This window comes from Sphingobium chungbukense, from assembly GCF_001005725.1.
Lineage (GTDB): Bacteria > Pseudomonadota > Alphaproteobacteria > Sphingomonadales > Sphingomonadaceae > Sphingobium > Sphingobium chungbukense.
This window is the reverse complement of record NZ_LBIC01000004.1, coordinates 232,918-256,379: the sequence shown is the minus strand read 5'-3', so window position 1 is coordinate 256,379 and position 23,462 is coordinate 232,918. Positions and strand designations below refer to the sequence as shown.

The 23,462-nt window shown below is 65.2% G+C and carries 24 protein-coding genes and 1 tRNA gene; 10 read left to right on the top strand and 15 right to left on the bottom strand.

Annotated elements, in window-relative coordinates:
• Nucleotides 1-87 precede the first annotated feature (87 nt).
• Both dnaJ and dnaK read right to left on the bottom strand, forming a co-directional pair.
• A complete protein-coding gene (gene dnaJ / locus YP76_RS10535) occupies nucleotides 88-1,221 on the bottom strand; it encodes a molecular chaperone DnaJ (RefSeq protein WP_046763551.1) in 1,134 nt (377 codons plus the stop codon).
• 63 nt (nucleotides 1,222-1,284) lie between these two features.
• A complete protein-coding gene (gene dnaK / locus YP76_RS10530; protein WP_046763689.1) occupies nucleotides 1,285-3,183 on the bottom strand; it encodes a molecular chaperone DnaK in 1,899 nt (632 codons plus the stop codon).
• Between the two features lie 176 nt (nucleotides 3,184-3,359).
• On the opposite strand from dnaK, the gene YP76_RS10525 reads away from it, so the two are divergent.
• Together YP76_RS10525 and YP76_RS10520 are read left to right on the top strand one after the other, a co-directional pair.
• Entirely contained in the window at nucleotides 3,360-3,833 is a 474-nt protein-coding gene (locus YP76_RS10525) for a copper chaperone PCu(A)C (protein ID WP_046763550.1), read from the top strand.
• A complete protein-coding gene (locus YP76_RS10520; RefSeq protein ID WP_046763549.1) occupies nucleotides 3,830-4,300 on the top strand; it encodes a hypothetical protein in 471 nt (156 codons plus the stop codon). The genes YP76_RS10525 and YP76_RS10520 overlap by 4 nt, the downstream gene beginning before the upstream one ends.
• A 33-nt stretch (nucleotides 4,301-4,333) precedes the next feature.
• On the opposite strand, the gene YP76_RS10515 is transcribed toward YP76_RS10520, so the two are convergent.
• From YP76_RS10515 to gluQRS, 4 genes are all read right to left on the bottom strand, one after another.
• Nucleotides 4,334-5,209: a GGDEF domain-containing protein gene (locus YP76_RS10515; RefSeq protein WP_046763548.1), complete on the bottom strand. Its 876-nt coding sequence runs from the start codon at nucleotides 5,207-5,209 to the stop codon at nucleotides 4,334-4,336.
• A 189-nt stretch (nucleotides 5,210-5,398) separates the two neighbouring features.
• The gene (locus YP76_RS10510) at nucleotides 5,399-5,968 is read right to left on the bottom strand and encodes a cob(I)yrinic acid a,c-diamide adenosyltransferase (RefSeq protein WP_046763547.1); all 570 of its coding nucleotides are present in this window, start codon (nucleotides 5,966-5,968) and stop codon (nucleotides 5,399-5,401) included.
• Nucleotides 5,969-5,972: 4 nt separating this feature from the next.
• Nucleotides 5,973-6,206, bottom strand: coding sequence for a twin transmembrane helix small protein (locus YP76_RS10505; protein WP_046763546.1), 234 nt, complete (start codon nucleotides 6,204-6,206; stop codon nucleotides 5,973-5,975).
• A gap of 9 nt (nucleotides 6,207-6,215) precedes the next feature.
• Entirely contained in the window at nucleotides 6,216-7,097 is an 882-nt protein-coding gene (gene gluQRS, locus YP76_RS10500; RefSeq protein WP_046763545.1) for a tRNA glutamyl-Q(34) synthetase GluQRS, read from the bottom strand.
• A gap of 123 nt (nucleotides 7,098-7,220) precedes the next feature.
• On the opposite strand from gluQRS, the gene YP76_RS10495 reads away from it, so the two are divergent.
• On the top strand, nucleotides 7,221-7,787 hold the full coding sequence (locus YP76_RS10495; protein WP_046763544.1) for an HNH endonuclease: 567 nt from the start codon (nucleotides 7,221-7,223) through the stop codon (nucleotides 7,785-7,787).
• Between the two features lie 38 nt (nucleotides 7,788-7,825).
• On the opposite strand, the gene YP76_RS10490 is transcribed toward YP76_RS10495, so the two are convergent.
• Nucleotides 7,826-8,563 carry a Crp/Fnr family transcriptional regulator gene (locus YP76_RS10490; protein ID WP_046763543.1) on the bottom strand — a complete coding sequence of 246 codons (738 nt, stop codon included), beginning with the start codon at nucleotides 8,561-8,563 and terminating at the stop codon, nucleotides 7,826-7,828.
• 286 nt (nucleotides 8,564-8,849) lie between these two features.
• On the opposite strand from YP76_RS10490, the gene murA reads away from it, so the two are divergent.
• Together murA and YP76_RS10480 are read left to right on the top strand one after the other, a co-directional pair.
• Nucleotides 8,850-10,133, top strand: a complete 1,284-nt coding sequence (gene murA, locus YP76_RS10485) for a UDP-N-acetylglucosamine 1-carboxyvinyltransferase (RefSeq protein WP_046763542.1) — start codon at nucleotides 8,850-8,852, stop codon at nucleotides 10,131-10,133.
• Nucleotides 10,126-11,649 (top strand): sensor histidine kinase, encoded by a 1,524-nt coding sequence (locus YP76_RS10480; protein ID WP_046763541.1) that lies wholly within the window; start codon nucleotides 10,126-10,128, stop codon nucleotides 11,647-11,649. Before murA ends, YP76_RS10480 begins: the two co-directional genes overlap by 8 nt.
• Here the strand turns inward: YP76_RS10480 and YP76_RS10475 are convergent.
• The 3 genes from YP76_RS10475 to YP76_RS10465 form a co-directional block, all read right to left on the bottom strand.
• Nucleotides 11,594-12,031, bottom strand: coding sequence for a response regulator (locus tag YP76_RS10475; RefSeq protein WP_046763540.1), 438 nt, complete (start codon nucleotides 12,029-12,031; stop codon nucleotides 11,594-11,596). The genes YP76_RS10480 and YP76_RS10475 overlap by 56 nt on opposite strands.
• Nucleotides 12,032-12,121: 90 nt before the next feature.
• The gene (locus tag YP76_RS10470; RefSeq protein ID WP_046763539.1) at nucleotides 12,122-12,352 is read right to left on the bottom strand and encodes a hypothetical protein; all 231 of its coding nucleotides are present in this window, start codon (nucleotides 12,350-12,352) and stop codon (nucleotides 12,122-12,124) included.
• On the bottom strand, nucleotides 12,353-12,970 hold the full coding sequence (locus YP76_RS10465) for a DNA-3-methyladenine glycosylase family protein (RefSeq protein WP_046763538.1): 618 nt from the start codon (nucleotides 12,968-12,970) through the stop codon (nucleotides 12,353-12,355).
• 79 nt (nucleotides 12,971-13,049) lie between these two features.
• On the opposite strand from YP76_RS10465, the gene YP76_RS10460 reads away from it, so the two are divergent.
• Complete coding sequence (locus YP76_RS10460; protein ID WP_046763537.1) at nucleotides 13,050-13,367, top strand: 2Fe-2S iron-sulfur cluster-binding protein; 318 nt, start codon at nucleotides 13,050-13,052, stop codon at nucleotides 13,365-13,367.
• A 139-nt stretch (nucleotides 13,368-13,506) separates the two neighbouring features.
• Here the strand turns inward: YP76_RS10460 and YP76_RS10455 are convergent, their stop codons facing one another.
• Complete coding sequence (locus YP76_RS10455; protein ID WP_046763536.1) at nucleotides 13,507-14,262, bottom strand: hypothetical protein; 756 nt, start codon at nucleotides 14,260-14,262, stop codon at nucleotides 13,507-13,509.
• 43 nt (nucleotides 14,263-14,305) lie between these two features.
• Complete coding sequence (gene rlmB, locus YP76_RS10450; protein ID WP_046763535.1) at nucleotides 14,306-15,046, bottom strand: 23S rRNA (guanosine(2251)-2'-O)-methyltransferase RlmB; 741 nt, start codon at nucleotides 15,044-15,046, stop codon at nucleotides 14,306-14,308.
• Nucleotides 15,047-15,147: 101 nt separating this feature from the next.
• Here rlmB and YP76_RS10445 point away from each other — a divergent pair.
• From YP76_RS10445 to YP76_RS10435, 3 genes are all read left to right on the top strand, one after another.
• Nucleotides 15,148-15,234, top strand: a tRNA-Tyr gene (locus tag YP76_RS10445).
• Between the two features lie 114 nt (nucleotides 15,235-15,348).
• On the top strand, nucleotides 15,349-17,607 hold the full coding sequence (locus YP76_RS10440; protein ID WP_046763534.1) for a glycoside hydrolase family 3 N-terminal domain-containing protein: 2,259 nt from the start codon (nucleotides 15,349-15,351) through the stop codon (nucleotides 17,605-17,607).
• Nucleotides 17,608-18,035: 428 nt separating this feature from the next.
• Entirely contained in the window at nucleotides 18,036-19,904 is a 1,869-nt protein-coding gene (locus YP76_RS10435) for an ABC-F family ATP-binding cassette domain-containing protein (RefSeq protein WP_046763533.1), read from the top strand.
• A gap of 6 nt (nucleotides 19,905-19,910) precedes the next feature.
• Here YP76_RS10435 and YP76_RS10430 read toward each other — a convergent pair whose 3' ends face one another.
• Together YP76_RS10430 and YP76_RS10425 are read right to left on the bottom strand one after the other, a co-directional pair.
• A complete protein-coding gene (locus YP76_RS10430; protein WP_046763688.1) occupies nucleotides 19,911-21,023 on the bottom strand; it encodes an AI-2E family transporter in 1,113 nt (370 codons plus the stop codon).
• 42 nt (nucleotides 21,024-21,065) lie between these two features.
• Entirely contained in the window at nucleotides 21,066-22,325 is a 1,260-nt protein-coding gene (locus YP76_RS10425) for a cytochrome b/b6 domain-containing protein (RefSeq protein WP_046763532.1), read from the bottom strand.
• 215 nt (nucleotides 22,326-22,540) lie between these two features.
• On the opposite strand from YP76_RS10425, the gene YP76_RS10420 reads away from it, so the two are divergent.
• Nucleotides 22,541-22,978 carry an acyl-CoA thioesterase gene (locus YP76_RS10420; protein WP_046763531.1) on the top strand — a complete coding sequence of 146 codons (438 nt, stop codon included), beginning with the start codon at nucleotides 22,541-22,543 and terminating at the stop codon, nucleotides 22,976-22,978.
• 6 nt (nucleotides 22,979-22,984) lie between these two features.
• Here YP76_RS10420 and YP76_RS10415 read toward each other — a convergent pair whose 3' ends face one another.
• Nucleotides 22,985-23,368 (bottom strand): DUF983 domain-containing protein, encoded by a 384-nt coding sequence (locus YP76_RS10415; RefSeq protein ID WP_046763530.1) that lies wholly within the window; start codon nucleotides 23,366-23,368, stop codon nucleotides 22,985-22,987.
• Between the last annotated feature and the right edge of the window lie 94 nt (nucleotides 23,369-23,462).

The window sequence follows — 23,462 nt, the reverse complement described above, 5'->3', positions numbered from 1 at the left end:
CCGCTCCAAGCCTTTTGTCTGCCGCGATTCTCAACCAGCGATCGGTTCCGATCGCTTGGAAATCGCTCTAAAGGAAGCGGGGAGAAATCAATCCCCCCACAATTCCTTGAGCTTGCTGAAGAACCCCGTCGACTGCGGGCATTCCTCGCCCGTCTCCGTCTCACGAAAGGCTTCCAGCAATTCGCGCTGCTTGGCGGTCAGCTTGGTCGGGGTCTCGACATCGACCTGGATCACCAGGTCGCCCTGTCCGCGCCCGTTCAGCACCGGCATGCCCGCGCCACGCTGGCGGATCTGCTTGCCCGACTGGATGCCGCTCGGGATCTTGATCTCGTGCCGCTGGCCATCGAGGCCCGGCACTTCGATCACGCCGCCCAGAGCCGCCGTCGTGATGCTCACAGGCGCGCGGGCGAACAAAGTCGTCCCATCCCGCTCGAAGATCGCATGCCGCTTCACATGCAGGAAGATATAGAGGTCGCCCGCGGGCGCGCCGCGTGCCCCGGCCTCGCCCTCGCCCGACAGGCGGATGCGTGTGCCTTCGTCGACACCGGCGGGGATGTTGACGGACAGGGTCTTGGGCTTGTCCACCCGTCCCTCGCCCCGGCACGAGCGGCAGGGGCTTTCGATCACCTGGCCCGCGCCATGGCAGGACGGACAGGTCCGCTCGACCACGAAGAAGCCTTGTTGCGCCCGCACCTGGCCATGGCCGTGGCAGGTGCCGCAGCTCTTGACCCCCGTGCCGGGCTGTGCGCCGGACCCATCGCAGCTTTCGCAAGACGCGGAGACTTCGATCTCGATCTCGGTCTTCTTGCCGTGATAGGCGTCGTCCAGCGTGATTTCCATGTCGTAGCGCAGGTCCGCGCCGCGCCGCTGGGCCTGTCGCCCGCCGCCGCCGAAACCGCCAGCCGCCTGACCGAAGATCGTCTCGAAAATATCGCCCAGGTCGGAAAAGCCACCCGCGCCGCCGCGCCCGCCGCCAAAGCCCGCGCCGCCATTCTGGAACGCCGCATGACCGAACCGGTCATAGGCCGCCCGCTTCTGCGGGTCCTTCAGGCATTCATAGGCCTCGGAAACGGCCTTGAACTTGGCCTCGCTGTCGGCGCAGCCCCCGGTCTTGTCGGGGTGATATTTCATCGCCAGCTTGCGATAAGCGCTCTTGATAGCCCCGGCATCGGCCGTGCGCTCAATTTCGAGCAGTTCGTAATAATCGATTTCGGTGCTCATCTCGCCCCCGGCGTCCCTGCCCCGTCAAGCCCATAACAGTCCTGACGGGGCAAGCACATCAGCTTACGCCTTGTTGTCGTCCACTTCCGAGAATTCGGCATCGACGACATCGTCGTCCGCCTTCGGAGCATCCGCACCCGGAGCAGCCGCAGCCGCCTGCTCCTTCTCATAAATGGCCTGGCCCAGCTTCATGGCGACCTGCGCCAGTTCCTGCGCCTTCGCCTTCATGGCTTCAGCATCGCCGCTCTCGACCGCCGACTTGGTGGCGGCGATCGCGGTTTCGATTTCCGACTTCAGGCCGGCGTCCACCTTGTCGCCATGCTCGGAAAGCTGCTGCTCGGTGGTGTGGATCAGGCTCTCGGCATTGTTCTTCGCCTCGGCCGATTCGCGCTTCTTCTTGTCTTCCTCGGCGAAACGCTCGGCATCCTTGACCATCTGGTCGATGTCGGCGTCGCTGAGCCCGCCCGAAGCCTGGATGCGGATCTGCTGTTCCTTGCCCGTGCCCTTGTCCTTGGCATGGACGTTGACGAGGCCGTTGGCGTCGATGTCGAAGGTGACTTCGATCTGCGGCACGCCGCGCGGCGCGGGCGGAATGCCGACCAGATCGAACTGGCCGAGCAGCTTGTTGTCCGCCGCCATTTCACGCTCGCCCTGGAACACGCGGATCGTCACCGCCTGCTGATTGTCGTCGGCGGTCGAATAGACCTGCGACTTCTTGGCGGGGATGGTGGTGTTGCGGTCGATCATGCGGGTGAACACCCCGCCCAGCGTCTCGATACCCAGCGACAGCGGAGTGACGTCGAGCAGCAGCACGTCCTTGACGTCACCCTGCAACACGCCTGCCTGAATGGCGGCGCCCATGGCGACGACTTCGTCCGGGTTCACGCCGGTATGCGGTTCCTTGCCGAAGAAGTCCTTCACGGCCTCGCGCACCTTGGGCATGCGGGTCATGCCGCCAACGAGGACGACTTCGCTGATCTCGGTCGCCGAAACGCCAGCATCGGCCAGCGCCTTCTTGCAAGGCTCCATGGTCCGCTTGATGAGGTCGGCCACCAGCCGCTCCAGATCGGCGCGGGTGATGTTCTTGACGAGGTGCTTGGGACCGTTCTGATCGGCGGTGATGAAGGGCAGGTTGACTTCGGTCGACTGGGCCGAGGACAGCTCGATCTTCGCCTTTTCCGCCGCTTCCTTCAGGCGCTGGAGTGCCAGCTTGTCCTTGGTGAGGTCGATGCCCTCTTCCTTCTTGAAGTCGGCAGCCAGATATTCGACCAGCTTGGCGTCGAAATCCTCACCACCCAGGAAGGTGTCGCCATTGGTCGACTTCACCTCGAACACGCCATCGCCGATCTCCAGGATCGAGATGTCGAAGGTGCCGCCGCCAAGGTCGTAGACCGCGATGGTCTTGCCGTCCTGCTTCTCCAGCCCATAGGCCAGCGCCGCCGCGGTCGGCTCGTTGATGATGCGCAGCACTTCCAGGCCAGCGATCTGACCCGCGTCCTTGGTTGCCTGACGCTGGGCGTCGTTGAAATAGGCCGGAACGGTGATGACCGCCTGCGTGACCGTCTCGCCCAGATAGCTCTCGGCGGTTTCCTTCATCTTCTGCAGGGTGAAGGCGGAAATCTGCGAGGGGCTGTAATCCTTGCCGCCGGCATTGACCCAGGCGTCGCCATTGGGGCCCTTGGCGATCGAATAGGGGACGAGTTCCATGTCCTTCTTGGTCATGGGATCGTCGAAGCGGCGGCCGATCAGGCGCTTCACCGCGAAGATCGTATTGTCCGGATTGGTCACGGCCTGACGCTTGGCGGGCTGGCCGATCAGTCGCTCGCCATCCTTGGTGAAGGCGACGATCGAGGGCGTGGTGCGCGCGCCTTCCGCATTTTCGATGACCTTGGGCTTGCCGCCGTCCATCACGGCGACGCAGCTATTGGTCGTGCCCAGGTCGATACCGATTACTTTTGCCATCTTGTCCTCTTTGAACCCCAAATCACATTCAGCGGTTGACGGCCCCATACCTCACGAAAGCGCCAAGGCAAGGCCGTTTGCGAAAGGGATATAGGCGCGCTTTTGCTTGGCACAAGAAGCTGTGGAGATTAGCTAGTCAATCGACCGGAAACGAGACAGTCACGAAAGCCTTGTCGATGCGCTCTTATTTTACCCCGATCCTCCTTGCACCCCTCGCACTGGCGGCCTGCGGCGACCCCGCGCCCACCTATGTCGACCAGGCCTGGGTGCGCCTCAGCCCCAATAAGGACATGCCGTCCTCCGGCTATTTCATCGCCCATGGCGGCGATGCGGACACGGCCCTGCGCGGCGTGCTGACCGATTACGCGCTCAAGGTCGAGATGCATGAGAGCATGAGCGAGGGCGGCAAGATGACGATGAAGCCGATCGAAAGCGTTCCCATCCCCGCCAAGTCGAAGGTCGCCTTCGCGCCGGGCGGCAAGCATCTGATGCTCTGGGGCGTCAACGACACCGCGATCGGCCGGGGCAAGATGACGCTCACCTTCCTGCTTGCCAATGGCGACCGCCTGCTGGTCGATGCCATCATCGAGAAGCCCGGCGCCGCTGCGCCTGCCAGTGCGCCCAGCCCCGACGACCACAAGGCCCATTGACCGCTCGCCCGCTGACGGTGGCGGAGGCCGCTCTCGCCCGATCGGTCTTCGGGCAGGCGATCGATTACGGCCGTGTCAGGGTGCATAATCGCAAATGGTGGCCTTTCCAGCCCAAAGGCGTCACCATGGCGCCCGACGGCGATCTCTGGTTCCATCCAGCGGGAGGCCTGTTCTGCACGGATTTCTGCGACACGCCGCTGCATATCCAGGGGCATTTCATCCATGAGATGACGCATGTCTGGCAGGCCCAGCGCGGGGGTAAATGGTATCTGCCGCTGATGCGCCATCCCTTTTGCCGCTATGGCTATGAGATCGTGCCGGGACGGCCCTTCGATCGTTATGGGCTGGAGCAGCAGGCGGAAATCGTGCGCCATGCCTTTCTGATGCGGCGTGGGGTTCCGGTGGCGGGCAAACCGCCGCTCCCCGTTTATGAGGCGCTGCTACCCTTCGGAAGGGGCATGGGGTGACGGCGCCCGATCCTTCGATCACCGTGTCTCCTGCTAACCATAGGCCTGAGTGGAAGGGCGTTCGGCCCGCCGGATCTGATCCCGCCCGGACCGCTTGGCGCGATGCAGCGCCTCTTCCGCCTGGGCGATCGCCGCCGTCACCGGACCACCGCGCCAGGCGCACAGCCCCGCTGAAAAGCTGATCGGTTGGCCGTTCACCCGGCCGACCGGTTCCTGCCGCATCCGGTCGGCCATGCGGGCAAGCGACCAGCTTGCCTCATCCTCGATCGCGTCCTGGTAGAAGATCGCGAATTCCTCCCCGCCCCAGCGGCCGATCAGGTCGATGCGGCGTGTCTGCGATGACAGGCGGGCCGCGAAATCGCCGAGCACATGGTCGCCCCCATCATGGCCGAGCTGGTCGTTGACCTGCTTGAAATGATCGATGTCGATGATCGCGATGCAGCCCCGGCGCCGGGCGTGGGGTAGGGTGTCGAGCTGCGCCAGGAAACCGCGCCGGTTGGCGATACCGGTCAGCGGGTCCTCCTGCGCCGCGATGTTGCGTTCATCGATCTCCCGTGCGGGATGCGCGGCCCGGCTCATCCCGGCGAACAGCCTGGCGATGATGTCGCCGACCGTCGGCAGGGTTGGCGTGCCGCCGCGTTCCGGGCGCGGCGCGTCGCCCTCATCCCGCGCATCGACCAGCGCGTGGATCGGGTCCAGCAGCGCGCCGATGCCGATCAACGCCCCCGCAGCGCCCGCCATGGTGGCAAGGATCAGGATGATGCACTCCGCCCAGGCGATCCGCCCTGTCGCCAAGCCCCAGCCGATATAGCCCAGCAACGGCATATGGGTGGTGACGAGGCACAGCGCGAAGAGGCGGCGGCGCAAGGAATGCGGAAAGAGGAAGGAGGTCGCGCGGTAGAACTGCATCCCTGAGGCCCGTCGTTGAAATCGCGCTCAAAATTGGGGCGGCGCGTAAATCCAAGGTGAAGGGGAATGGTTAACGGCCGCCCCATGGACGAACCGTGCGGCGCGCGAGTCGAGCCGTTAAGGATGGAGAGGCAGGCCGCGGCCGGCCGCTCGCGGAATGCGGCAATCAAATATCAGAGCGAGCGAATATCAGCGCGAGGCGCCCGGCACCCATTTGACGTCGCCCGCGCCGTTGCCGTTGAGCCGGCGCGCCATCACGAACAACAGATCGGACAGCCGGTTGAGATAGGCCAGCGCCTGGGGATTGAGCGCCGTTTCATCGGTCGCGGCGGTGGCGGCGCGCTCGGCCCGGCGCGTGACCGCCCGGGCGAGATGCACGGCGGCGGCGGCGGGCGATCCGCCCGGCAGGATGAAGCTGTCCAGCGGCGCCAGCTCGGCGTTCATGGCGTCGATCTGGTCCTCCAGCCGCTTGACCTGCGACGCGACGATGCGCAGCGCCCAGGGTTCGTCCGCGCCCTCGGGGATCGGCGTGGCGAGGTCCGCGCCCAGGTCGAACAGGTCGTTCTGGATGGTGGTCAGCCACGCCGCTTCCGGCCCGTCACCGATCGCCACGATGGCCAGGCCGATGGCGCTGTTCGCCTCGTCCACGTCGCCGACCGCCCGCATGCGCGGCGCATGCTTGGGCAGGCGCGATCCGTCGACAAGGCCCGTCGTGCCCGCGTCGCCGGTGCGGGTGTAGATCTTGTTGAGCTTGACCATGGGGTCAGTTGTTGCCCTTCATCAGCAGCAATATGGCGACGATGATCACCGCAACGGCCTGGAACAGGATGCGGTTCATCATCATCCTGTTCTGTTTCAGGCTGGACGAACTGGGGCCGCTTTCCGGCGAGTTGAGCTGTTCCTTGGTCGCCTGCAAGAAGGCGATGATGCCCCGGATCAGCGCGAACAGGGTGGCGCCCATGGCCAGGATCAGGGCAATGACAAGCACGGTGTTCATGGCGTGAATCTAGGCGCTCCCCAGCGAAATGCCAATCGGAAAGCGCGCCTGGCGCAGATCGTCGGCCAGTTGTCGCGGATCGGCGCCCTGCGCCCGCAGATCGGCGAGCGCGATCGAACCGTCGCGCTTGGCAAGCCGCCTGCCATCCGGCCCCACCAGCAGCGGATGGTGGATATAAGTGGGCGAGGGGAGGTCGAGCAGCGCCTGGATCAAGCGGTGGATATCGCTCGCCCCCAGCAGATCGTCGCCACGCAACACATGGCTGACCCCCATCGCCGCGTCGTCCAGCGTGCAGGAGAGGTGATAGCTGGCCGGCGCATCCTTGCGCGCAAGCACGACGTCGCCCGCCAGCAGCGGTCTCGCTTCCACCGCCCGCGTTCGATCGGAATGAAGGGATGCAGCGTCCCAATGCAGGGTTCCGGCCCGCTCGACGGCGCGCCCCATGTCGATCCGCCAGGCATGCGGCTCGCCCGCCGCTATCCGTTGCGACCGTTCCGTTTCCGCCAGTCCGCGGCAGCTTCCGGGATAGACCGGCCCTTCCGGCCCATGCGGCGCGCTGGCGCTGGCGGCCCATTGGGCCTGGATGTCCGCGCGGGTGCAGAAGCAGGGATAGAGCAGCCCCATCCTCTTCAATCGCCCCAGTGCGGCATCATAATCCCCCAGCCGCGCCGATTGGAACATGATCTCGCCGTCCCAGGCGATGCCAAGCCAGCGCAGATCCTCCATGATCCCCGCGACATGCTCGGGACGGCTGCGGGTGCCGTCTATGTCCTCGATCCGCAGGCGGAGGGTGCCGCCCCGGACCCGCGCGAAGTCCATCGCCAGCAATGCCGACCAGCCATGGCCGATATGCAACCTACCGGTGGGGCTTGGCGCGAACCGAGTCACCATATGCTGTGGTTGATGCGATTGAATCATACAGGCCCTTGACGGGGTAGGGGTGTTAATGCTGTCATGCGCCCGTCACGTTTCTGGTCGATCAGAGCGGCGGCGAAAGGGATTGAAGGGTAATATATGTACCATCCCGACCTGATACGACATCCGGAAAACTGTCCGGCACTGGTTCTGAATGCGGACTACACGCCCCTAAGCTATTATCCGTTGAGCCTCTGGCCCTGGCAAACCGCCATCAAGGCGGTTTTTTTGGATCGTGTGGACATCGTCTCCAGCTATGAACGGGAAGTGCACAGCCCAAGCTTGCAGATGAAGATCCCCTCGGTGATCGCGCTCAAGCAATATGTGAAGCCGTCGGAACATCCCGCCTTCACCCGTTTCAACCTGTTCCTGCGCGACAAGTTCGCCTGCCAATATTGCGGTTCGCCCAGCGACCTGACCTTCGACCATGTGATCCCGCGCCGCGCGGGCGGCCGCACGACATGGGAAAATGTCGCCACCGCCTGCTCCCCGTGCAATCTCAAAAAGGGCGGGCGCACGCCCAAGGAAGCGCATATGCAACTGCATGTGACGCCGATCCGCCCGACGAGCTGGCAGTTGCAGGAACATGGCCGCGCCTTTCCGCCCAACTATCTGCATGAAAGCTGGCACGACTGGCTCTACTGGGACGTCGAACTGCTGGCCTGACGGGACATCCTGCGCGCGTTCCAGCCCGCATCTCGGTATCAGTTCAGGGACGGAACCCAGTCCAGATCCATATCCTTGTGCCGGTTGGTATAATGGCCGATTTCCTCCAGCCGCGCCAGGTCGAGCAGCGTGATCCGCCCATTCGCCCGGCCGATCAATCCTTCCTGCTCCATCCGCCGGATCATCCGGTTCACATGGACGGAGGTGAGGCCGATGGCGTCGCCAATCTCCTCCTGCGTCAGTTTCAGGTCGAAGCTGTCGACGATGCTGTCGTCCGTCACCCGCAGCCGGTCGAAGATATCGAGCAGGAAGGAGGCGACCCGCGCCTTGGCCGAGGTCCGCCCCAATGAGGCGAGCCGGTCCGTCAGCGCGACGCGCTCCGCATTGGAGAGCAGGAACAGCAGGGCCGCGACCCGCGGATATTCCTCCAGCAGCCGCCGCAACGCATGTTTGTCGAACGGACAGATGATCGCGTCGGACAGGGCCACCAGCGATTCCGGCGCCTTGCTGTATATGGTGCTGGCCGACCCGATGAAATCGCCAGGGAAATAGACGCGCAGGATCTGCCGGCTGCCATCGGGCAGGATGACGAAACTCATCACCCGTCCCTCGCGCAGGACGAACAGTTCCGTGACCGTATCGTTGACGCGCTGGATCATCGCGCCCCGCTTCACCTTGCGGGGATTTTCCTCAAGCCGGGTCAGCGCTTTCCTTTCTGCATCGGACAAAGGCACATGCTTCGCCAATCTGTCCGCGAAACAACTTGTTGCCACCAAACACACCTTCTTGCTTACATTGTCGTTACGATGGCAAAACGCCTCACGCGTCTTTTGGCTGCATTTCCGCAAGTTGCACTAAACTCGATCAATAATGGGCGGGCGAACGCACAAATGTTTCAGGGCGGCGTCAGAGTCTGTGCGGAAATGCGCGGAAGAGCGGGCTGGCGCGGGGCATGGGGCCGATAGGCGCATTTCCAAACAGGCTATCAGAAAAAGCGCGCCGCCCTGGCAATGGCAAGCCGACGCCTTGCGAAAACCGCAATTAGCGGTAAGAACCCAGCCGATGGACCGCATTCACATCCGCGGCGGCAAAGCGCTCAACGGCCGCCTTCCCATTTCCGGCGCAAAGAACGCCGCCCTGACGCTGCTGCCTTGCGCGCTGCTGACCGACGAGCCGGTGACGCTGCGCAACCTGCCGCGCCTCGCCGATGTCGACAGCTTCGGCCATCTGCTCAACCAGCTGGGCGTCTCGACCATGATCGAGGGCGCCCGGCCGGAGGATTTCGGCCGCGTCATGACGCTGCGCGCGGGCCGCGTCACCTCGACCGAAGCGCCCTATGACATCGTGCGCAAGATGCGCGCGTCGATCCTGGTGCTGGGCCCGCTGCTCGCCCGTGCGGGTGAGGCGCGGGTGTCGCTGCCGGGCGGCTGTGCCATCGGCAACCGCCCGATCGACCTGCATTTGAAGGCGCTGGAAGCGTTCGGTGCGAAGATCGAGATCGCGGCGGGCTATGTCCGCGCCAGCGCGCCCGACGGCGGCCTTCCCGGCGGGCTCTACACCTTCCCGGTGGTGTCGGTCGGCGCGACCGAAAATGCCCTGATGGCGGCGGTGCTCGCCAATGGCACCTGCGTCCTGGAAAATGCGGCGCGCGAGCCGGAGATCGTCGATCTGTGCAAGCTGCTGATCGCCATGGGCGCCGAGATCGAGGGCGTGGGCGGCGACAAGCTCACCATCCACGGCAAGCCCCGCCTGCACGGCGCGACCTACAGCGTCATGCCGGACCGGATCGAGGCGGGCAGTTACGCTTGCGCCGCGGCGATCACCGGCGGTTCGCTGGAATTGGCGGGGGCCTGCGCCGACGACATGCACGCCATCCTCGCCGCGCTGCGCGATGCGGGCGTCCATGTCGAGCAGATCAAGGACGGCATCAAGGTTGCGTCGGACGGCAGGCTCCGCCCGCTCACCATCTCCACCGCGCCCTTCCCGGCCTTTCCGACCGACATGCAGGCGCAGTTCATGGCCATGCTGACGCTGGCCGACGGCGCGTCGGTGCTGACGGAGACCATCTTCGAGAACCGCTACATGCACGTTCCCGAACTGGCGCGCATGGGCGCGGACATCAGCGTCAATGGCCGCACGGCGATCGTGCGCGGCGTCGACCGGCTGGTCGGTGCCCCCGTCATGGCGACCGACCTGCGTGCCTCGATGAGCCTCATTCTCGCCGGCCTCGCCGCCGAGGGAGAGACCCAGGTCAACCGTGTCTACCATCTCGATCGCGGCTATGAGCGGCTGGAGGAAAAGCTTTCCGCCGTCGGCGCCGACATCGAACGCGTCAGCGATGGCTGACGGCAGCGGCCTCGAGGCGGATCGCGCAGCGCTCATTGCGCGCTACGATCTCGATGCCGGCGGCTTTGCCACGCTCGACCAGATCACGGATTTTGCCGCCGCGCTGTGCGACGCGCCCATCGCGCTGGTCAGCATCGTCGAGGCGGACCGGCAGCGTTTCCTGGCCCGCACCGGCGTGGATGTGGAGGAAACGCCACGCGATGTTTCCTTCTGTGCGCATGCGATGCTGGACGATGCGATCTTCATCGTGCCCGATACCGGCCTCGACCCGCGTTTCGCCGATAATCCGATGGTGACGGGCGCGCCCTTCATCCGCTTTTATGCCGGCGCTGCACTGGTCGACGGTGATGGAATGCCGCTTGGCGCGGTGAGCGTTCTTGACACCCGCCCGCGCCCGGGGCTGACCGATCTTCAGCGCCAGGGCCTGTCGCTGCTTGCCCATCAGGTCATGGTCGAGCTGGAAGGGCGGCGCCGCGACCGGGAAGTGATCGCCCGCCAGGCAAGGGACGCGCAGGCGGTGGCGGAAAGCGACCGCATGTTCCGTACCCTGGCCGACACCATGCCGCAAATGGTGTGGTCGGCGCTGCCGGACGGCTATAACGACTATTTCAACGCGCGCTGGTATGAATTTGCCGGGGTCGCGCCGGGTACGACCGATGGCGCGGGGTGGAGCGCCTTGTTCCATCCGGACGACCAGCCGATCGCCTGGAAACGCTGGCGGCACAGCCTGGAGACGGGCGATCCCTACGAGATCGAATATCGCATGCGCCACCATAGCGGGGACTATCGCTGGACGCTGGGACGCGCGCTGCCGATCCGGGACGGGGAGGGCACGATCATCCGCTGGATCGGCACCTGCACCGACATCAACGACCAGATACTGATGGTGGAGGAACGCGAGGTCATCGCGCATGAACTGTCCCACCGGATCAAGAACATCTTCTCGGTGATTTCCGGCCTCATCGGCCTGTCGGCGCGCGAACATCCCGAAATCCGCGTGGCGGCGGACGACCTGCGCGACCGGATCATGGCGCTGGGCCGCGCCCATGACTTCGTCCGCCCGCACGGTCCCAATTCGCAGCCGGAACAGGGCGAGGGGCGGCTTTGGGGCATACTCGACCAGATTTTCGCGCCCTATCGCGACGCGGACGGCGCGCGCATCCTTTTTTCCGGCGAAAATCCGGCGATCGATGATCGTTCCGCCACGCCCCTGGCGTTGCTCTTCCACGAACTGGCCACCAATGCCGCCAAATATGGCGCGCTCTCGGTGCCCATGGGCAAGGTGCATATGCTGGTGACGGGAGAGGATGGGGAAATCCGCATCGACTGGCGGGAGGAAGGGGGGCCGTCCGCCGTCTCCACCACCCATCAGGGCTTCGGCAGCCGGCTGATGCAACTCAGCATCGAACGGCAATTGGGCGGACGGATGACCCGCGACTGGCGGCCCGAAGGCCTCAGCCTCAGCCTCTGGATTCCATTGGCATCCATGATCCGCGTGCCGACAGGAACGGCGTGAAGCCGGCAATTTCGGCGGTTTCCAGTTCCGGTTTGTCGGTGGCGGCCAGATGCAGCGTCTCGATGATGCTGTGCGCCCGGAAGGGCTTGGTGATGACACCCATCGCCGCTTGCGATGCGTCGCCGATCTGCGCGGGATTGGCGGTCACATAGATGACCCGAATGCCGAATTGGCTGGCCAGTTCGACGCCGATGCCCGGACCGGTAGGGCCGTCGCGCAGGTTGAGGTCGACCAGCGCTATGTCGCAATCGCCCGCCGCTTCCAGCGCCGCCTGACGGTCAGCCGCTATGGCGCCGACCAGGAAGCCCGCGTCCTCGACGATATGTTCGATTTCCAAAGCGACGAAAATCTCGTCCTCGACGATCAAGACCTTTTTGTTCATCCCAACGCCCGTGCAACTGGAGCCGGTAAATGCACAAAAGGGCCACAGGTTCCGCAATTGCCCAAAAAAATCGTGGTGCATCACGACATATTATTGCTGGGTCGTATCGGCCACGCTGCTCCAGACCGTCTCGAATGCGCTGCCCCGCATCAGCAGGACGGACGCCGGATAGCCTGCCTCGCTCGCCTTTCGCGCCGTTCCGGTGGCGCTTTCCACCGCCGCCTCGCACGTCGGGAAGGGGCCGTAATAGCGGTTGTCGAGATTGATCTTCCACACGCCCTCATGTTCCAGGACGATGTAGCGGGCGTGGGGCAAGGGCACTTAAAGAACCTCCGTATTATAATGGTGCCAGGCCATGATCGCTGCGGCGCCGCGATGCGGGCGCCAGCCTTCGGCAAGATCGCGGGTCAGCTTTTCGCTCGGCCGCTCGGGCAGGCCCAATATGCGCCCGACCTCGATCTGCACGGCCAGGTCGCCGGCAGGCCAGATGTCCGGCCGCCCCTCCGCGAACAGCAGGTAGATTTCCGCCGACCAACGCCCGATGCCCTTGATCCTGACCAGTTGGGCAATGGCCTCCTCGTCCTCGGCGGGCAAGCCATGCAGGTCGAGTTCGCCGCTCACCACCAGCTCGGCCAGGCTGCGGGCATAGCCCTGCTTCTGCCGCGACAGGCCGCAAGCCCGCAAACTGTCGAAATCCCGCGCCAGCAGGGTGTCGGGCGCGCAACCCTCGCCCAGTTCCGCCTCCAGCTTGCGCCAGACCGCGGCGGCGGCGGCGACGCTCACCTGCTGACCCACGATGGTGCGCAGCAAAGTCTCATAGCCGGGCGCACGGACGCGGGGCAGGGGATAGCCGACCCGCGCGATCGCCGCCGCAAAGCCGGGTTCCCGCGCGGCGATCGCATCCAGGCTTGCCCGCAACTGATCCGCTGTCGTCACCATTTAATCGCTGTCCAGCCCTTGATTTCCCGTCGTCGCTCCGACATGAGCGGCGGGAAAAAATTTTGAGGGACCGGGGTACATGGCGAAACTGATTGTGGTCAACCGTTCGGGCGAGGAGCAGGCGGTCGAGGGTGCGAACGGCCTGTCGGTGATGGAAATCATCCGCGACAACGGCTTTGACGAACTGCTGGCCCTGTGCGGTGGCTGCTGCTCCTGCGCCACCTGCCACGTCTATGTCGATCCCGCCTTCGCCGACAGCCTGCCGGCGGTGAGCGAGGATGAGAATGATCTGCTCGACAGCTCCGATCACCGCAACGAAACCAGCCGCCTGTCCTGCCAGCTCACCTTCAGCGATTCGCTGGACGGCCTGCGCGTCACCATCGCGCCGGAAGACTGAGTCCAACCGGCCGTTCCTTCTCCCTTGAAGGGAGAAGGATACGCAGCCTTGCTGAGCGCGGCGAAGCTAGGCGCAGTTGGATGAGGGGGGGAGCGGGCATCTTGCCCGCGCGATCCTGTGGACCGCAACACCCTCCCGTCTACGGCCTGACCCGTAGCGTGGCGGCAGGCGCCTCGCTGGTGAGCGGCGTCACCTTCCAGACGATCCGCTTGCCCTGCGGCACGGCCCGCGCGCCATCTTCCTGGTTCTGGCTGACGATCTCCGCATCGGTGGTGAGGGTGAAGATGCCGTCAAGCGCCTTGGCCGCGTCGCCCGTGCTGCTGCCGCCCATCGGGTTCTGGCTCTTGTCATAGCCGTTGGAATAGCCCGGCGCCTTCACCCGCACCCGGTCATCCCCGCGCAATTCCACCGCGACGAAGGGCAGCACGATCTGCGCATCGCTGTTGAAGGGGAAGAGGAACGCGTGGGTCAGCCTGCCGCTGATCGCATAGTCGATCTCGAAACGGTGATTGCCCATATAGCGGACGGCGCGAAATCCCTTTTCCTTCGAAAGCGCCGCCGCGATCGTCTGCATCTGCTGCTCGTCGCCCTTGTCCTGCTTGGCGTCGAAATGCTCGTCGGGCGCGGCCGGCGTCTTTTTCTGCAAGGCGGTGCGCAGCGTGCTCGGCTGGTCCTTGGGCGTGCCGTCGTCCAGCGGCTCGTCCGGGCCGCTGCCGGGCGGGCTGCCCAGCCCCTTGCCCAGATCGGTCGCCAATATCTCGCCCTTATAGGTGAAGCTGAAGCTCCGGTCGGCGCGGATGTCGAGCGTCGATTCGAACTTGCCCGGCGTCACCAGACAGGCCGAGAGCAACAGGCTGGCCGCCAACCCGCAAACAGCACGCAGAAGAACGGCCATATCCAACCCCCTATGTCCAACCCCCTGTCAGTCCCTTGACCGGCTACCGGCTGGCGGCCGCATAAAGGGCGATCGCCGCGGCATTGGACACGTTGAGGCTTTCCATGCGCGGGCTGATCGGCAGTTTAGCCAAAATGTCGCAATGCGCCATACTGTTGTGGCGCAACCCTTCGCCCTCGGCCCCCAGCACCAGCGCGACCCGCGACGTGCCGATCGCCTCGCCCAGTGTCTGTTCCGCCTCGCCGTCGAGGCCGATGCGCCAGTAACCGGCCTCCGCAATCTCATCCAGCGCACGGGCCAGGTTCACCACCCGCACCCAGGGCACGATTTCCAGCGCGCCGGACGCCGATCGCGCCAGCACCCCCGATTCGGGCGGCGCATGCCGGTCCTGCGTCACGATGCACAGCGCGTCGAACGCCGCCGCCGACCGCAGGATCGCGCCGACATTATGCGGGTCCGTCACCTGGTCCAGCACCAGCACGGGCCTGTTGTCGTCCTGCCCCGTCTCCAGCACGTCGCCCAGCCAGACATCGTCCAGCGGCTCGACCTCCGCCACGATGCCCTGATGCGGCGCGTCCGCCGGCACCATCCGGCCCAGATCGGCCACATCGGCATAGACGATGGGCAGGACCGGCGGCAGGTCGAGCGCATTCAGCGCGTCCCGCGTCCCCCATATCTTGCGCACCACCCGGTTCGGATTGGCCAGCGCGGCGATGACGGCATGCCGTCCATAAAAGCGGGGAAAGGTCCCTTTGGCCTTCCCGGTGCGATTTCCTCTTTTCATGACGCGCTCTTTTCACATTGCACCATTGACAGGCAAGTCTCCTTTCGCCATTGGAGCGCCCTCCAGCCGATCGGGGGCTTCCCCGAAACGGTGTGGCGACTGGACAGGTGGCCGAGTGGTTAAAGGCAGCAGACTGTAAATCTGCCCGGGTTTCCCGTACGCTGGTTCGAATCCAGCCCTGTCCACCATCGCTCCCCCGGCCGTATTGATCGGCCTTATGGCTCAGCCCATCTCTCCGCCGGTTGCTTGCCCGCCTTGACGGGATAGATGCGGTTCATCCGACATCTGCTACATTTCCCCTGATGACCATCGACCGCCGCGCCGTCCTGACCGCCGCCCTTGCCGGCTTCCTGACCCTTCCGCTCCCTCGCCGCGCCCTCGCGGCGAGCGAGGTGGAGCGCGTCGACGACCTGATTGCGCGCATGACCATAGAGGAAAAGGCAGGCCAGATGACGTGCCTTGCCGACAGCTTCCGTCCCTACAACCCGCCCAATCCGCAAGTCGGCATCCAGAATGAAAAGCAACTGGCCGACGAAATCCGCAAGGGCCGCGTCGGTTGCCTGTTCAATGGCATCGGCGTAGCGGGCGCCCGCCGCGCGCAGGATATCGCGCTCAAACAGAGTCGCCTTGGCATCCCGTTGCTGTTCGCGGGCGACGTCATCCACGGCCTCAAGACCATCTTCCCCGTGACCCTGGCCGAATCGGCGAGCTTCGATCCCTCGCTCGCCGAAAGGACGGCGCGCGCCATGGCGGTCGAGGCCACGGCGGCGGGCCTGCACCTCACCTTCGCGCCGATGGTCGACGTCGCCCGCGACCAGCGCTGGGGCCGCGTGGTCGAGGGGGCCGGAGAGGATGTCTATCTGGGCAGCCTCTTCGCCGCCGCCCGCGTGCGCGGCTTCCAGGGCCGCGACCTGCGCCGCGACGACAGCCTGCTCGCCTGTCCCAAACATTTCGCCGCCTATGGCGCGGTCGCCGGGGGCCTCGAATATGGCAGCGTCGACATCAGCGACGAGACGTTGCGCGAAACCCATCTGCCCCCCTTCGGTTCGGCCTTCGCGGCGGGTGCGCTCACCACCATGGCGGCCTTCAGCGAGATCAACGGCGTCCCTGCCACCGCCGACCGCGACCTGCTCACCGACACGCTGCGCGGCGAGATGAAGTTCCGCGGCTTCGTCTTCTCCGACTATACCGCCGACGAGGAACTGATCGCCCACGGCTATGCGGAGGATGAACGCGACGCCACCCGCCTCGCCATCCTCGCGGGCGTCGACATGTCGATGCAGAGCGGCCTCTATATCCGCCACATCCCCGATCTGGTGAAGAGCGGCGCCGTGCCGATGGAGACGGTCGACGTCGCCGTCCGCCGCATCCTCTATGTCAAGACCGCCATCGGCCTGTTCGAAAACCCGTACCGCTCGCTGAATGAAGAGGCGGAAAGGACCCGCATCTTCACGCCCGCCCACCGGGCGCTGGCGCGCGAGGCCGCCACCCGCTCGATCGTGCTGCTCCAGAATGATGGCGTGCTGCCGCTCGATCCGGGCAAGAGCCAGACCATCGCGCTCATCGGCCCCTTCGGCGAAGACACCATGAACGTCTATGGCCCCTGGGCCTTTTACGGCGACAAGGGGAAGGGCGTCGACATCGCCACCGGCCTGCGCGCCGCCATGCCGGACCCGGCCAGATTGCTGATCGCGCCGGGCAGCGGCATATTGACGCCCATCGACGGCGGCGTCGCCAAGGCGGTGGAAACCGCCAAGGCCGCCGATATCGTCATCCTCGCTCTGGGGGAATCGCAGGACATGTCGGGCGAGGCGCAATCGCGCACCGCCATCGAACTCCCCATCGTGCAGCAGGCGCTGGCCGACGCCGTCGCCGCCACCGGCAAGCCCGTCATCGTCCTGCTCCGCCATGGCCGGGCGCTCGCGCTGCACGATGGTGTCGCCAATGCGCAGGCGGTCCTCGCCACATGGTTCCTCGGCTCCGAATCCGGCCATGCCATCGCCGACATTCTGTTCGGCAAGGAAAACCCCTCCGCCAAGCTCCCGGTCAGCTTCCCGTGGGAATCGGGGCAGGAGCCTTTCTTCTATGACCGCAAGTCGACCGGCCGCCCGGTGATCGACAACCGCACCGAATATCGCTCGCGCTACACCACCACCGACAACAGCGCCCGCTACCCCTTCGGCCATGGCCTCAGCTACAGCGACTTCACCCTCGACCAGCTCAAATTCTCCGACACCGCGCTCCGCTGGGACGCGGCCATCGGCATCACCGTGCGCGTCACCAACAGGGGGCAGCGCAAGGGCAGCGAAGTGGTCCAGCTCTACATCCGCGACCGCGTCGCGAGCCGAACCCGCCCGATCCGCGAACTCAAGCGTGTCGAACGCGTCACGCTGGCACCGGGGGAAAGCAGGACACTCCGCTTCTCCCTCTCCCGCATCGACCTGGAATTCGTCGGCGCAGGCAACCGGCGAATCGCCGAACCCGGCGCGTTCGACCTGTGGATCGGCCAGTCCAGCGTCGGCGGCCTGCAGGGGGCCTTCACCCTTTATGCGCAGGCCTAGCCATTCCCTGAGGATCGCTGGCGCAACGTGCGTTGGATCAGGACCACCTAACCTCCCGTTCGCCCTGCGCTTGTCGAAGGGCCCTGCTTCTTCAAAAGAAGACAAGGGTTTCGACCGGCTCAGCCCGAACGGCGAGAGGTGATCCCGATTTGACGCAGCACGCTCAAAACGCTGTCCTACACGCCCCACCCCATGCCATAATCCCACCGGCTCCTTCCCACCGTCAACCCATCCCACCCCGCACCAGGCGGGCTGCGTCCACGCGCCCATTCCGCAAAAATTCTCCTATTGCGAAATCCGCACCACCCGTCCGCACCCACGCAAATGCGTCAGCCTCAACGGCGTGAACTTCGCAACCATGAGGCATACTGCAAAACTCCACCCCGCCACCTTCACCACGCCTTGCACCTCTGCTAGAGGCCCGCTCCATGCTCAATCTGAACGGCATCACCGTGCGCCTGGGCGGCCGCACCATCCTTGATCGCGCCAGCGCCGCGCTGCCGCCGCGCAGCCGCGTGGGCCTCATCGGCCGCAACGGCGCGGGCAAATCGACGCTGATGAAGGTGATGATCGGCCAGCTCGACCCCGACGAGGGCAGTTGCGACATGCCCCGCGACACCCGCCTCGGCTATATCGCGCAGGAAGCCCCCAGCGGCACCGCCACCCCCTTCGACACCGTCCTTGCCGCCGACAAGGAACGCGCCGAATTGATGGCGGAGGCGGAACATACGGAGGACCCCGACCGCCTCGGCCATATCTACGAGCGGCTGAACGCCATCGACGCCTATACCGCCCCGGCCCGCGCCGCCCGCATCCTGGTCGGCCTCGGCTTCGACGAGGAGATGCAGGGCCGCCCGCTCGACAGCTACTCGGGCGGCTGGAAGATGCGCGTGGCGCTGGCTGCGCTGCTCTTCTCCAACCCCGACCTGCTGCTGCTCGACGAACCGTCGAATCATCTCGACCTCGAAGCGACGCTGTGGCTGGAAAATTTCCTCAAAAGCTATCGCGGTACCGTGGTGGTCATCAGCCACGAACGCGACCTGCTCAACAATGTGGTCGACTATATCCTCCATCTGGAAGGGGGGAAGGTCACGCTTTACCCCGGCGGCTACGACGCCTTCGAACGCCAGCGCGCCGAACGCCTGGCGCAACAGGAGGCCGCCCGCGCCAAGCAGCAGGCGGAACGGGAGAAGTTGCAGGACTATGTCGCCCGCAACTCGGCCCGCGCCTCCACCGCGAAACAGGCCCAGTCCCGCGCCAAGGCTCTGGCGAAGATGCAGCCCATCGCGGCGGCCATCGAGGACCCGACGCTCCATTTCGGCTTCCCCAGCCCGCCGGAACTGCGCCCGCCGCTCATCACCATGGACATGGCGGCTGTCGGTTATAACGAAACCCCTGTCCTGCGCCGCGTCAACCTGCGCATCGACCCCGACGACCGGCTGGCGCTGTTGGGGCGCAACGGCAATGGCAAGACCACGCTCGCCCGCCTGATCGCGGCGCAGTTGAAGCCGATGGAAGGCGCGATGAACGCCTCGGCCAAGATGAATGTCGGCTATTTCACCCAATATCAGGTGGAGGAACTGGACGTCGGTGACACGCCGCTCGAACATATGAGCCGCGTGATGAAGGGCGCCACCCCCGCCGCCGTCCGCGCCCAGCTCGGCCGCTTCGGCTTCTCCGGCGAGCGCGCGACGCAGAAGGTCGGCTCCATGTCGGGCGGGGAGCGGGCGCGGCTTGCGCTGGCGCTCATCACCCGCGACGCGCCGCACCTGCTGATCCTCGACGAACCGACCAACCATCTCGACGTCGACAGCCGCGAGGCGCTGGTGCAGGCGCTCAATGAATATTCGGGCGCCGTGGTGATCGTCTCCCACGACCGCCACATGATCGAACTGGTCGCCGACCGGCTCGTGCTGGTCGATGGCGGCACGGCGCAGCCCTTCGACGGCAGCCTGGAAGATTACACCGACATCATCCTGCGCAAGGCCGACGGCAACGGCGGCAATGGCGACGCACCCAAGGCCGATCGCAAGGCGGAAAAGCGCAACGCCGCGCAATGGCGCGAAAAGCAGAAGGTCGCCAAGAACGCCGTCAGCAAGGCCGAAAAGGAAATGGCGACGCTCTCCGCCGAACGCAGCCGCATCGATCAGGCGCTGTTCGACCCCAAGGCCGCCACGGGCGCGGAAGCGAAGATGACCATGACCCAGCTCATGGTGAAGCGCTCGGAAGTCGAGAAGAAGCTGGAGGCGGTCGAAGAAGTCTGGATGGAAGCCAGCGCGGCGCTGGGGGAGCTTTGAGCTTTCTCAGGCGCTGACATTTTCCTCCGTCAGCGGCCCTTCCAGCCCATCGGCCCCGCTGCGCATCTTGGTCACGATGTTCCAGGTGGCGATGAACAGCGCGGCGATCACCGGCCCGATGACGATGCCGTTGAAGCCGAACAGGTCGATGCCGCCCAGCGTCGTGATCAGCACCACATAATCGGGAATGCGCGTATCCCGACCGACCAGGACCGGGCGCAGGATATTGTCGACCATCCCGATCACGAACATGCCGCAAAAGGCCAGGATCAGGCCACTCACCCACGCCCCGGTGACGAACAGATAGATGGCGACCGGTACCCATACCAGCCCGGTTCCCACCGCCGGGATCAGTGAGAAACAGCCCATCAGCACGCCCCACAGCAGCGCCCCCGGCAATCCCAGCGCCCAGAATATGATGCCTCCGATCAACCCCTGCACGATGGCGACGACGATGCTGCCCTTGATCGTTGCGCGGGTGACGATGACGAACTGGTTGATCAAGGCCCGCCGATGGGCGGTCCGCATCGGCGCCGCCCTGTCCACCATCGCCGCAAGCCGCGGCCCATCGCGCAGCAGGAAGAAGGTGAGGTACAGCATCACGCCCAGCGCCATCAAAAAGCTGAACGCGCTCTGCCCGATCTGCAACGCCTGGGTCGCGACCGTGCGAAAGCTCGACGCGATGCCTTCGCTCAACATCTCGCGTACGGTTGCGAAATTGGTGATGCCCAACCGCTCCAGAAAGGCGGCCGCCCATCCGGGCAGGCTCGCCTGGAACTGCGCGAACATGCGGGCGAAGTTGATCTCGCCCGATTGTACCTTGGCGGCGAAGATGGTGGCTTCCTGCGCCAGTGCGATGGACAGGATGATGGCAGGAACGATCACCAGCGCAATGATCAGCAACAGGGTCAGTGCGGCCGAACTGTTGCGCCGCCGGGGCATGATCCCCAGCAATGCCTGGTTGACCGGGGCAAAGAGGATGGCGGCGATCACGCCCCACAGGATCGCGGCGAAAAACGGTTCGATCACCAGGGCGAAGGCGATCGAGACGATCAGCACGAAGCCCAGAAACACCCCGTCCTCTATACGCGCGCTCGGCGGCTCCATTCTGCTGTCCATGACATCGCTTTGGCAGAAGTCCGGAGCCGAATCCATGCCCGCTTATTCCGCTTTGGCACTGAATCCGAAGTGGACGGCGACCTTGGGATCAAGTCCCGCGCCGCTCTCGCCATTGCCCACGCCAAAGGGCGCGCGGGCAATGGTGGCCGATCCAGAAACCCTCCGCGTCTTGCCCGGTCCGGATAGGGAGAAGCGGATGCTCTGCGGCTTGCTCACGCCCTTCAGCGTCAGCGTGCCCGATGCGCGATAGCTGTTCGCCCCAGTCCTTTCCGCGCCCTTGGCGGTGAACACCGCCTTGGGATGGGCGGCCACGCCGAAGAATTCGTCCCCCGCCAGCATCCCGTCCTTGTAGCTGTCGCCGACACTGGCGCTTGCCAGATCGATCTCGACGCGAATATCGGCGCTGTCGGGATGATCCGGATCCATCGCGATCTTCGCCGTCCATCTGGAAAAGCCGCCGCTGATCGTCTCGCCGCCATTCCCGACGGAAAAGCCGATCGTCCCGCCCGGCTGCACGGCCCAGGACGATGGCGGCCCGACCGGTTCTCCGGCCGCGACCGCATTGTCCGCCTCGGACGGAACCGCCGCGTTTTCGGTATTGCCAGGGACATCGGTGCCAAGGACATTGGCGACAGTGGCCGGCGCTTCTTCCTCGGCCGCGGTCGGTGCGCTCGGCACAGCCATGGCCTGGGGCATCGCCTTGGACGCGGAGGCCGGCAGAATCGCGCGCCCCAGCAGGAAGCCAACCGCGATCAGCGTGGGCAAGGCCACCAGCCACAGCGGCGACCGCGCCGGCATCATCCGCCACAGCAAGCCGTCGCGCATCAGGAAATGATGCCGCAACGCCCCTGCGACATGCAGGGCGAGCAGGGCGATGCCGATCCATGCCAGCACCGCATGCGCGGCGGAGGCCGGATCATTGGCGCTCATCGGCAAGGGCAGATGGGGCAGGGGAACGGTCCCGAATATCAGCGTCGGCACCTTCACCTTCGCGGTCGACACCAGCGCCCATCCGGTCAGTGGCGCCCCCAGCATGAAGAGATAGAGCCCCGCATGCACCGCCTTCGCCAGCGCGCCTTGCCAGCCGCCTTCGACCGGCGCGGGACGCGGCTTCCAGTAGCGCACGACGATGCGCGCCAGGGTCAGGCCAAGGATCGAAATGCCGATCGACTTGTGCAACTGGAACACCGCGAACCCGCGCGCGCCCAGATCCTCCAGCGCCCACCCCACGGCGATCTGAAAGGCCAGCAGGGCGGCGATCGCCCAGTGCAGGAAAATGGCAATCCGACTGTAGCGTTGCATGAGGCCCCCGTGAACGAAAAGCAGGAGCGAACGCTATGCTGCGTCTGCGGTGAAGTCCATGGCCGCGCTGGGAAACGATCCGTTCCCCAAGCCGAACGATCGCCTTCGCACCTGTGTCATAAAGGTCGCAGTCCGATCAATTTCGACCCGAAGATTGCATCCCCGCCGCGAGGGGTTAAGAGCATAGGATAAACAGGACATATGGAAAGCAGGACATGGCCAAACCCGAATCCTGGCGTCTGAGCCCGGAAGCCTATCGTTTCGTCACCAGCATCGACACCCGCTTCCAAGACATCGATACCATGGGCCACGTCAACAATGTGGCGATCTCGGGGATCTTCGAAACCGCCCGCATTCGTTTCCACCACCATCTCGGCCGCCATCCGCAGGAGCAGGGCGTGCGTTGGCTGGTCGCCAACGTGAACCTCAACTTCGTCGAGGAAGCGCATTTCCCCTATCCGTTCGAAGTGCATTGCGCGATCGGCCATATCGGCCGCACCAGCTGGACGATCAGCTCGGCGGGTTTTCAAAAGGGGATGTGCGTCGCGACCTGCGATACGACCGTCGTCACCCACGGCTCCGAAGGACGCCGCAGCATCGACGAAACGCTGCGCGAGGCGATGGAACGCAATTTCATCATCCAGCCGGAATAAGACGGTTCAGGCGAACCCGTCCATCCTGCGGGACCATATGAAGGCGATGACCGCGCCCTTCACGGGCTGGATCATCGCCACCGCCAGCAGGATCGCCAGCCCCGGCCACAGCACCGCCTGAATGGCCAGCGGAACCGCCAGCGCTGCATTCACCTCGATCATCAGCGGCACCAATATGTGCCCCAGCAGCAGGATGACGATATAGGCAGGGAAATCGTCCGCGCGCGCAAGGTTCCAGGCCTGGCCGCAATGCCCGCAGGCGGGACTCGGCTTCAGGAAACCCGTGAACATCCGCCCCTCGCCGCAGGCCGGGCAACGGCCGCGCAAGGCCAGCGAAAGCGCCGGGCCGAAGGGGCGGGGGGCGTCGTCGGAGGAGGGTGGGCCGTTCATGCCGCCCGTCTCTATGGCCCGCGTGCCGAAGGCGCAACATGCTAGATAGGCGGACAAGCCTTCCGCGCCGCCAAAAGATCGTTAAGAGAACCCC

What these genes read in the sequence shown, in the direction of transcription:
- gluQRS (WP_046763545.1), bottom strand. Translation starts at nt 7,097, where the DNA reads ATGGTGACTCGGTTCGCGCCAAGCCCCACCGGTAGGTTGCATATCGGC.
- rlmB (WP_046763535.1), bottom strand. Translation starts at nt 15,046, where the DNA reads ATGAAAAGAGGAAATCGCACCGGGAAGGCCAAAGGGACCTTTCCCCGC.
- dnaJ (WP_046763551.1), bottom strand. Translation starts at nt 1,221, where the DNA reads ATGAGCACCGAAATCGATTATTACGAACTGCTCGAAATTGAGCGCACG.
- YP76_RS10515 (WP_046763548.1), bottom strand. Translation starts at nt 5,209, where the DNA reads ATGCAGTTCTACCGCGCGACCTCCTTCCTCTTTCCGCATTCCTTGCGC.
- dnaK (WP_046763689.1), bottom strand. Translation starts at nt 3,183, where the DNA reads ATGGCAAAAGTAATCGGTATCGACCTGGGCACGACCAATAGCTGCGTC.
- YP76_RS10430 (WP_046763688.1), bottom strand. Translation starts at nt 21,023, where the DNA reads ATGGACAGCAGAATGGAGCCGCCGAGCGCGCGTATAGAGGACGGGGTG.
- YP76_RS10415 (WP_046763530.1), bottom strand. Translation starts at nt 23,368, where the DNA reads ATGAACGGCCCACCCTCCTCCGACGACGCCCCCCGCCCCTTCGGCCCG.
- YP76_RS10455 (WP_046763536.1), bottom strand. Translation starts at nt 14,262, where the DNA reads ATGGCCGTTCTTCTGCGTGCTGTTTGCGGGTTGGCGGCCAGCCTGTTG.
- YP76_RS10525 (WP_046763550.1), top strand. Translation starts at nt 3,360, where the DNA reads ATGCGCTCTTATTTTACCCCGATCCTCCTTGCACCCCTCGCACTGGCG.
- YP76_RS10420 (WP_046763531.1), top strand. Translation starts at nt 22,541, where the DNA reads ATGGCCAAACCCGAATCCTGGCGTCTGAGCCCGGAAGCCTATCGTTTC.
- YP76_RS10425 (WP_046763532.1), bottom strand. Translation starts at nt 22,325, where the DNA reads ATGCAACGCTACAGTCGGATTGCCATTTTCCTGCACTGGGCGATCGCC.
- YP76_RS10465 (WP_046763538.1), bottom strand. Translation starts at nt 12,970, where the DNA reads ATGGTGACGACAGCGGATCAGTTGCGGGCAAGCCTGGATGCGATCGCC.
- YP76_RS10460 (WP_046763537.1), top strand. Translation starts at nt 13,050, where the DNA reads ATGGCGAAACTGATTGTGGTCAACCGTTCGGGCGAGGAGCAGGCGGTC.
- YP76_RS10475 (WP_046763540.1), bottom strand. Translation starts at nt 12,031, where the DNA reads ATGAACAAAAAGGTCTTGATCGTCGAGGACGAGATTTTCGTCGCTTTG.
- murA (WP_046763542.1), top strand. Translation starts at nt 8,850, where the DNA reads ATGGACCGCATTCACATCCGCGGCGGCAAAGCGCTCAACGGCCGCCTT.
- YP76_RS10495 (WP_046763544.1), top strand. Translation starts at nt 7,221, where the DNA reads ATGTACCATCCCGACCTGATACGACATCCGGAAAACTGTCCGGCACTG.
- YP76_RS10510 (WP_046763547.1), bottom strand. Translation starts at nt 5,968, where the DNA reads ATGGTCAAGCTCAACAAGATCTACACCCGCACCGGCGACGCGGGCACG.
- YP76_RS10505 (WP_046763546.1), bottom strand. Translation starts at nt 6,206, where the DNA reads ATGAACACCGTGCTTGTCATTGCCCTGATCCTGGCCATGGGCGCCACC.
- YP76_RS10480 (WP_046763541.1), top strand. Translation starts at nt 10,126, where the DNA reads ATGGCTGACGGCAGCGGCCTCGAGGCGGATCGCGCAGCGCTCATTGCG.
- YP76_RS10435 (WP_046763533.1), top strand. Translation starts at nt 18,036, where the DNA reads ATGCTCAATCTGAACGGCATCACCGTGCGCCTGGGCGGCCGCACCATC.
- YP76_RS10440 (WP_046763534.1), top strand. Translation starts at nt 15,349, where the DNA reads ATGACCATCGACCGCCGCGCCGTCCTGACCGCCGCCCTTGCCGGCTTC.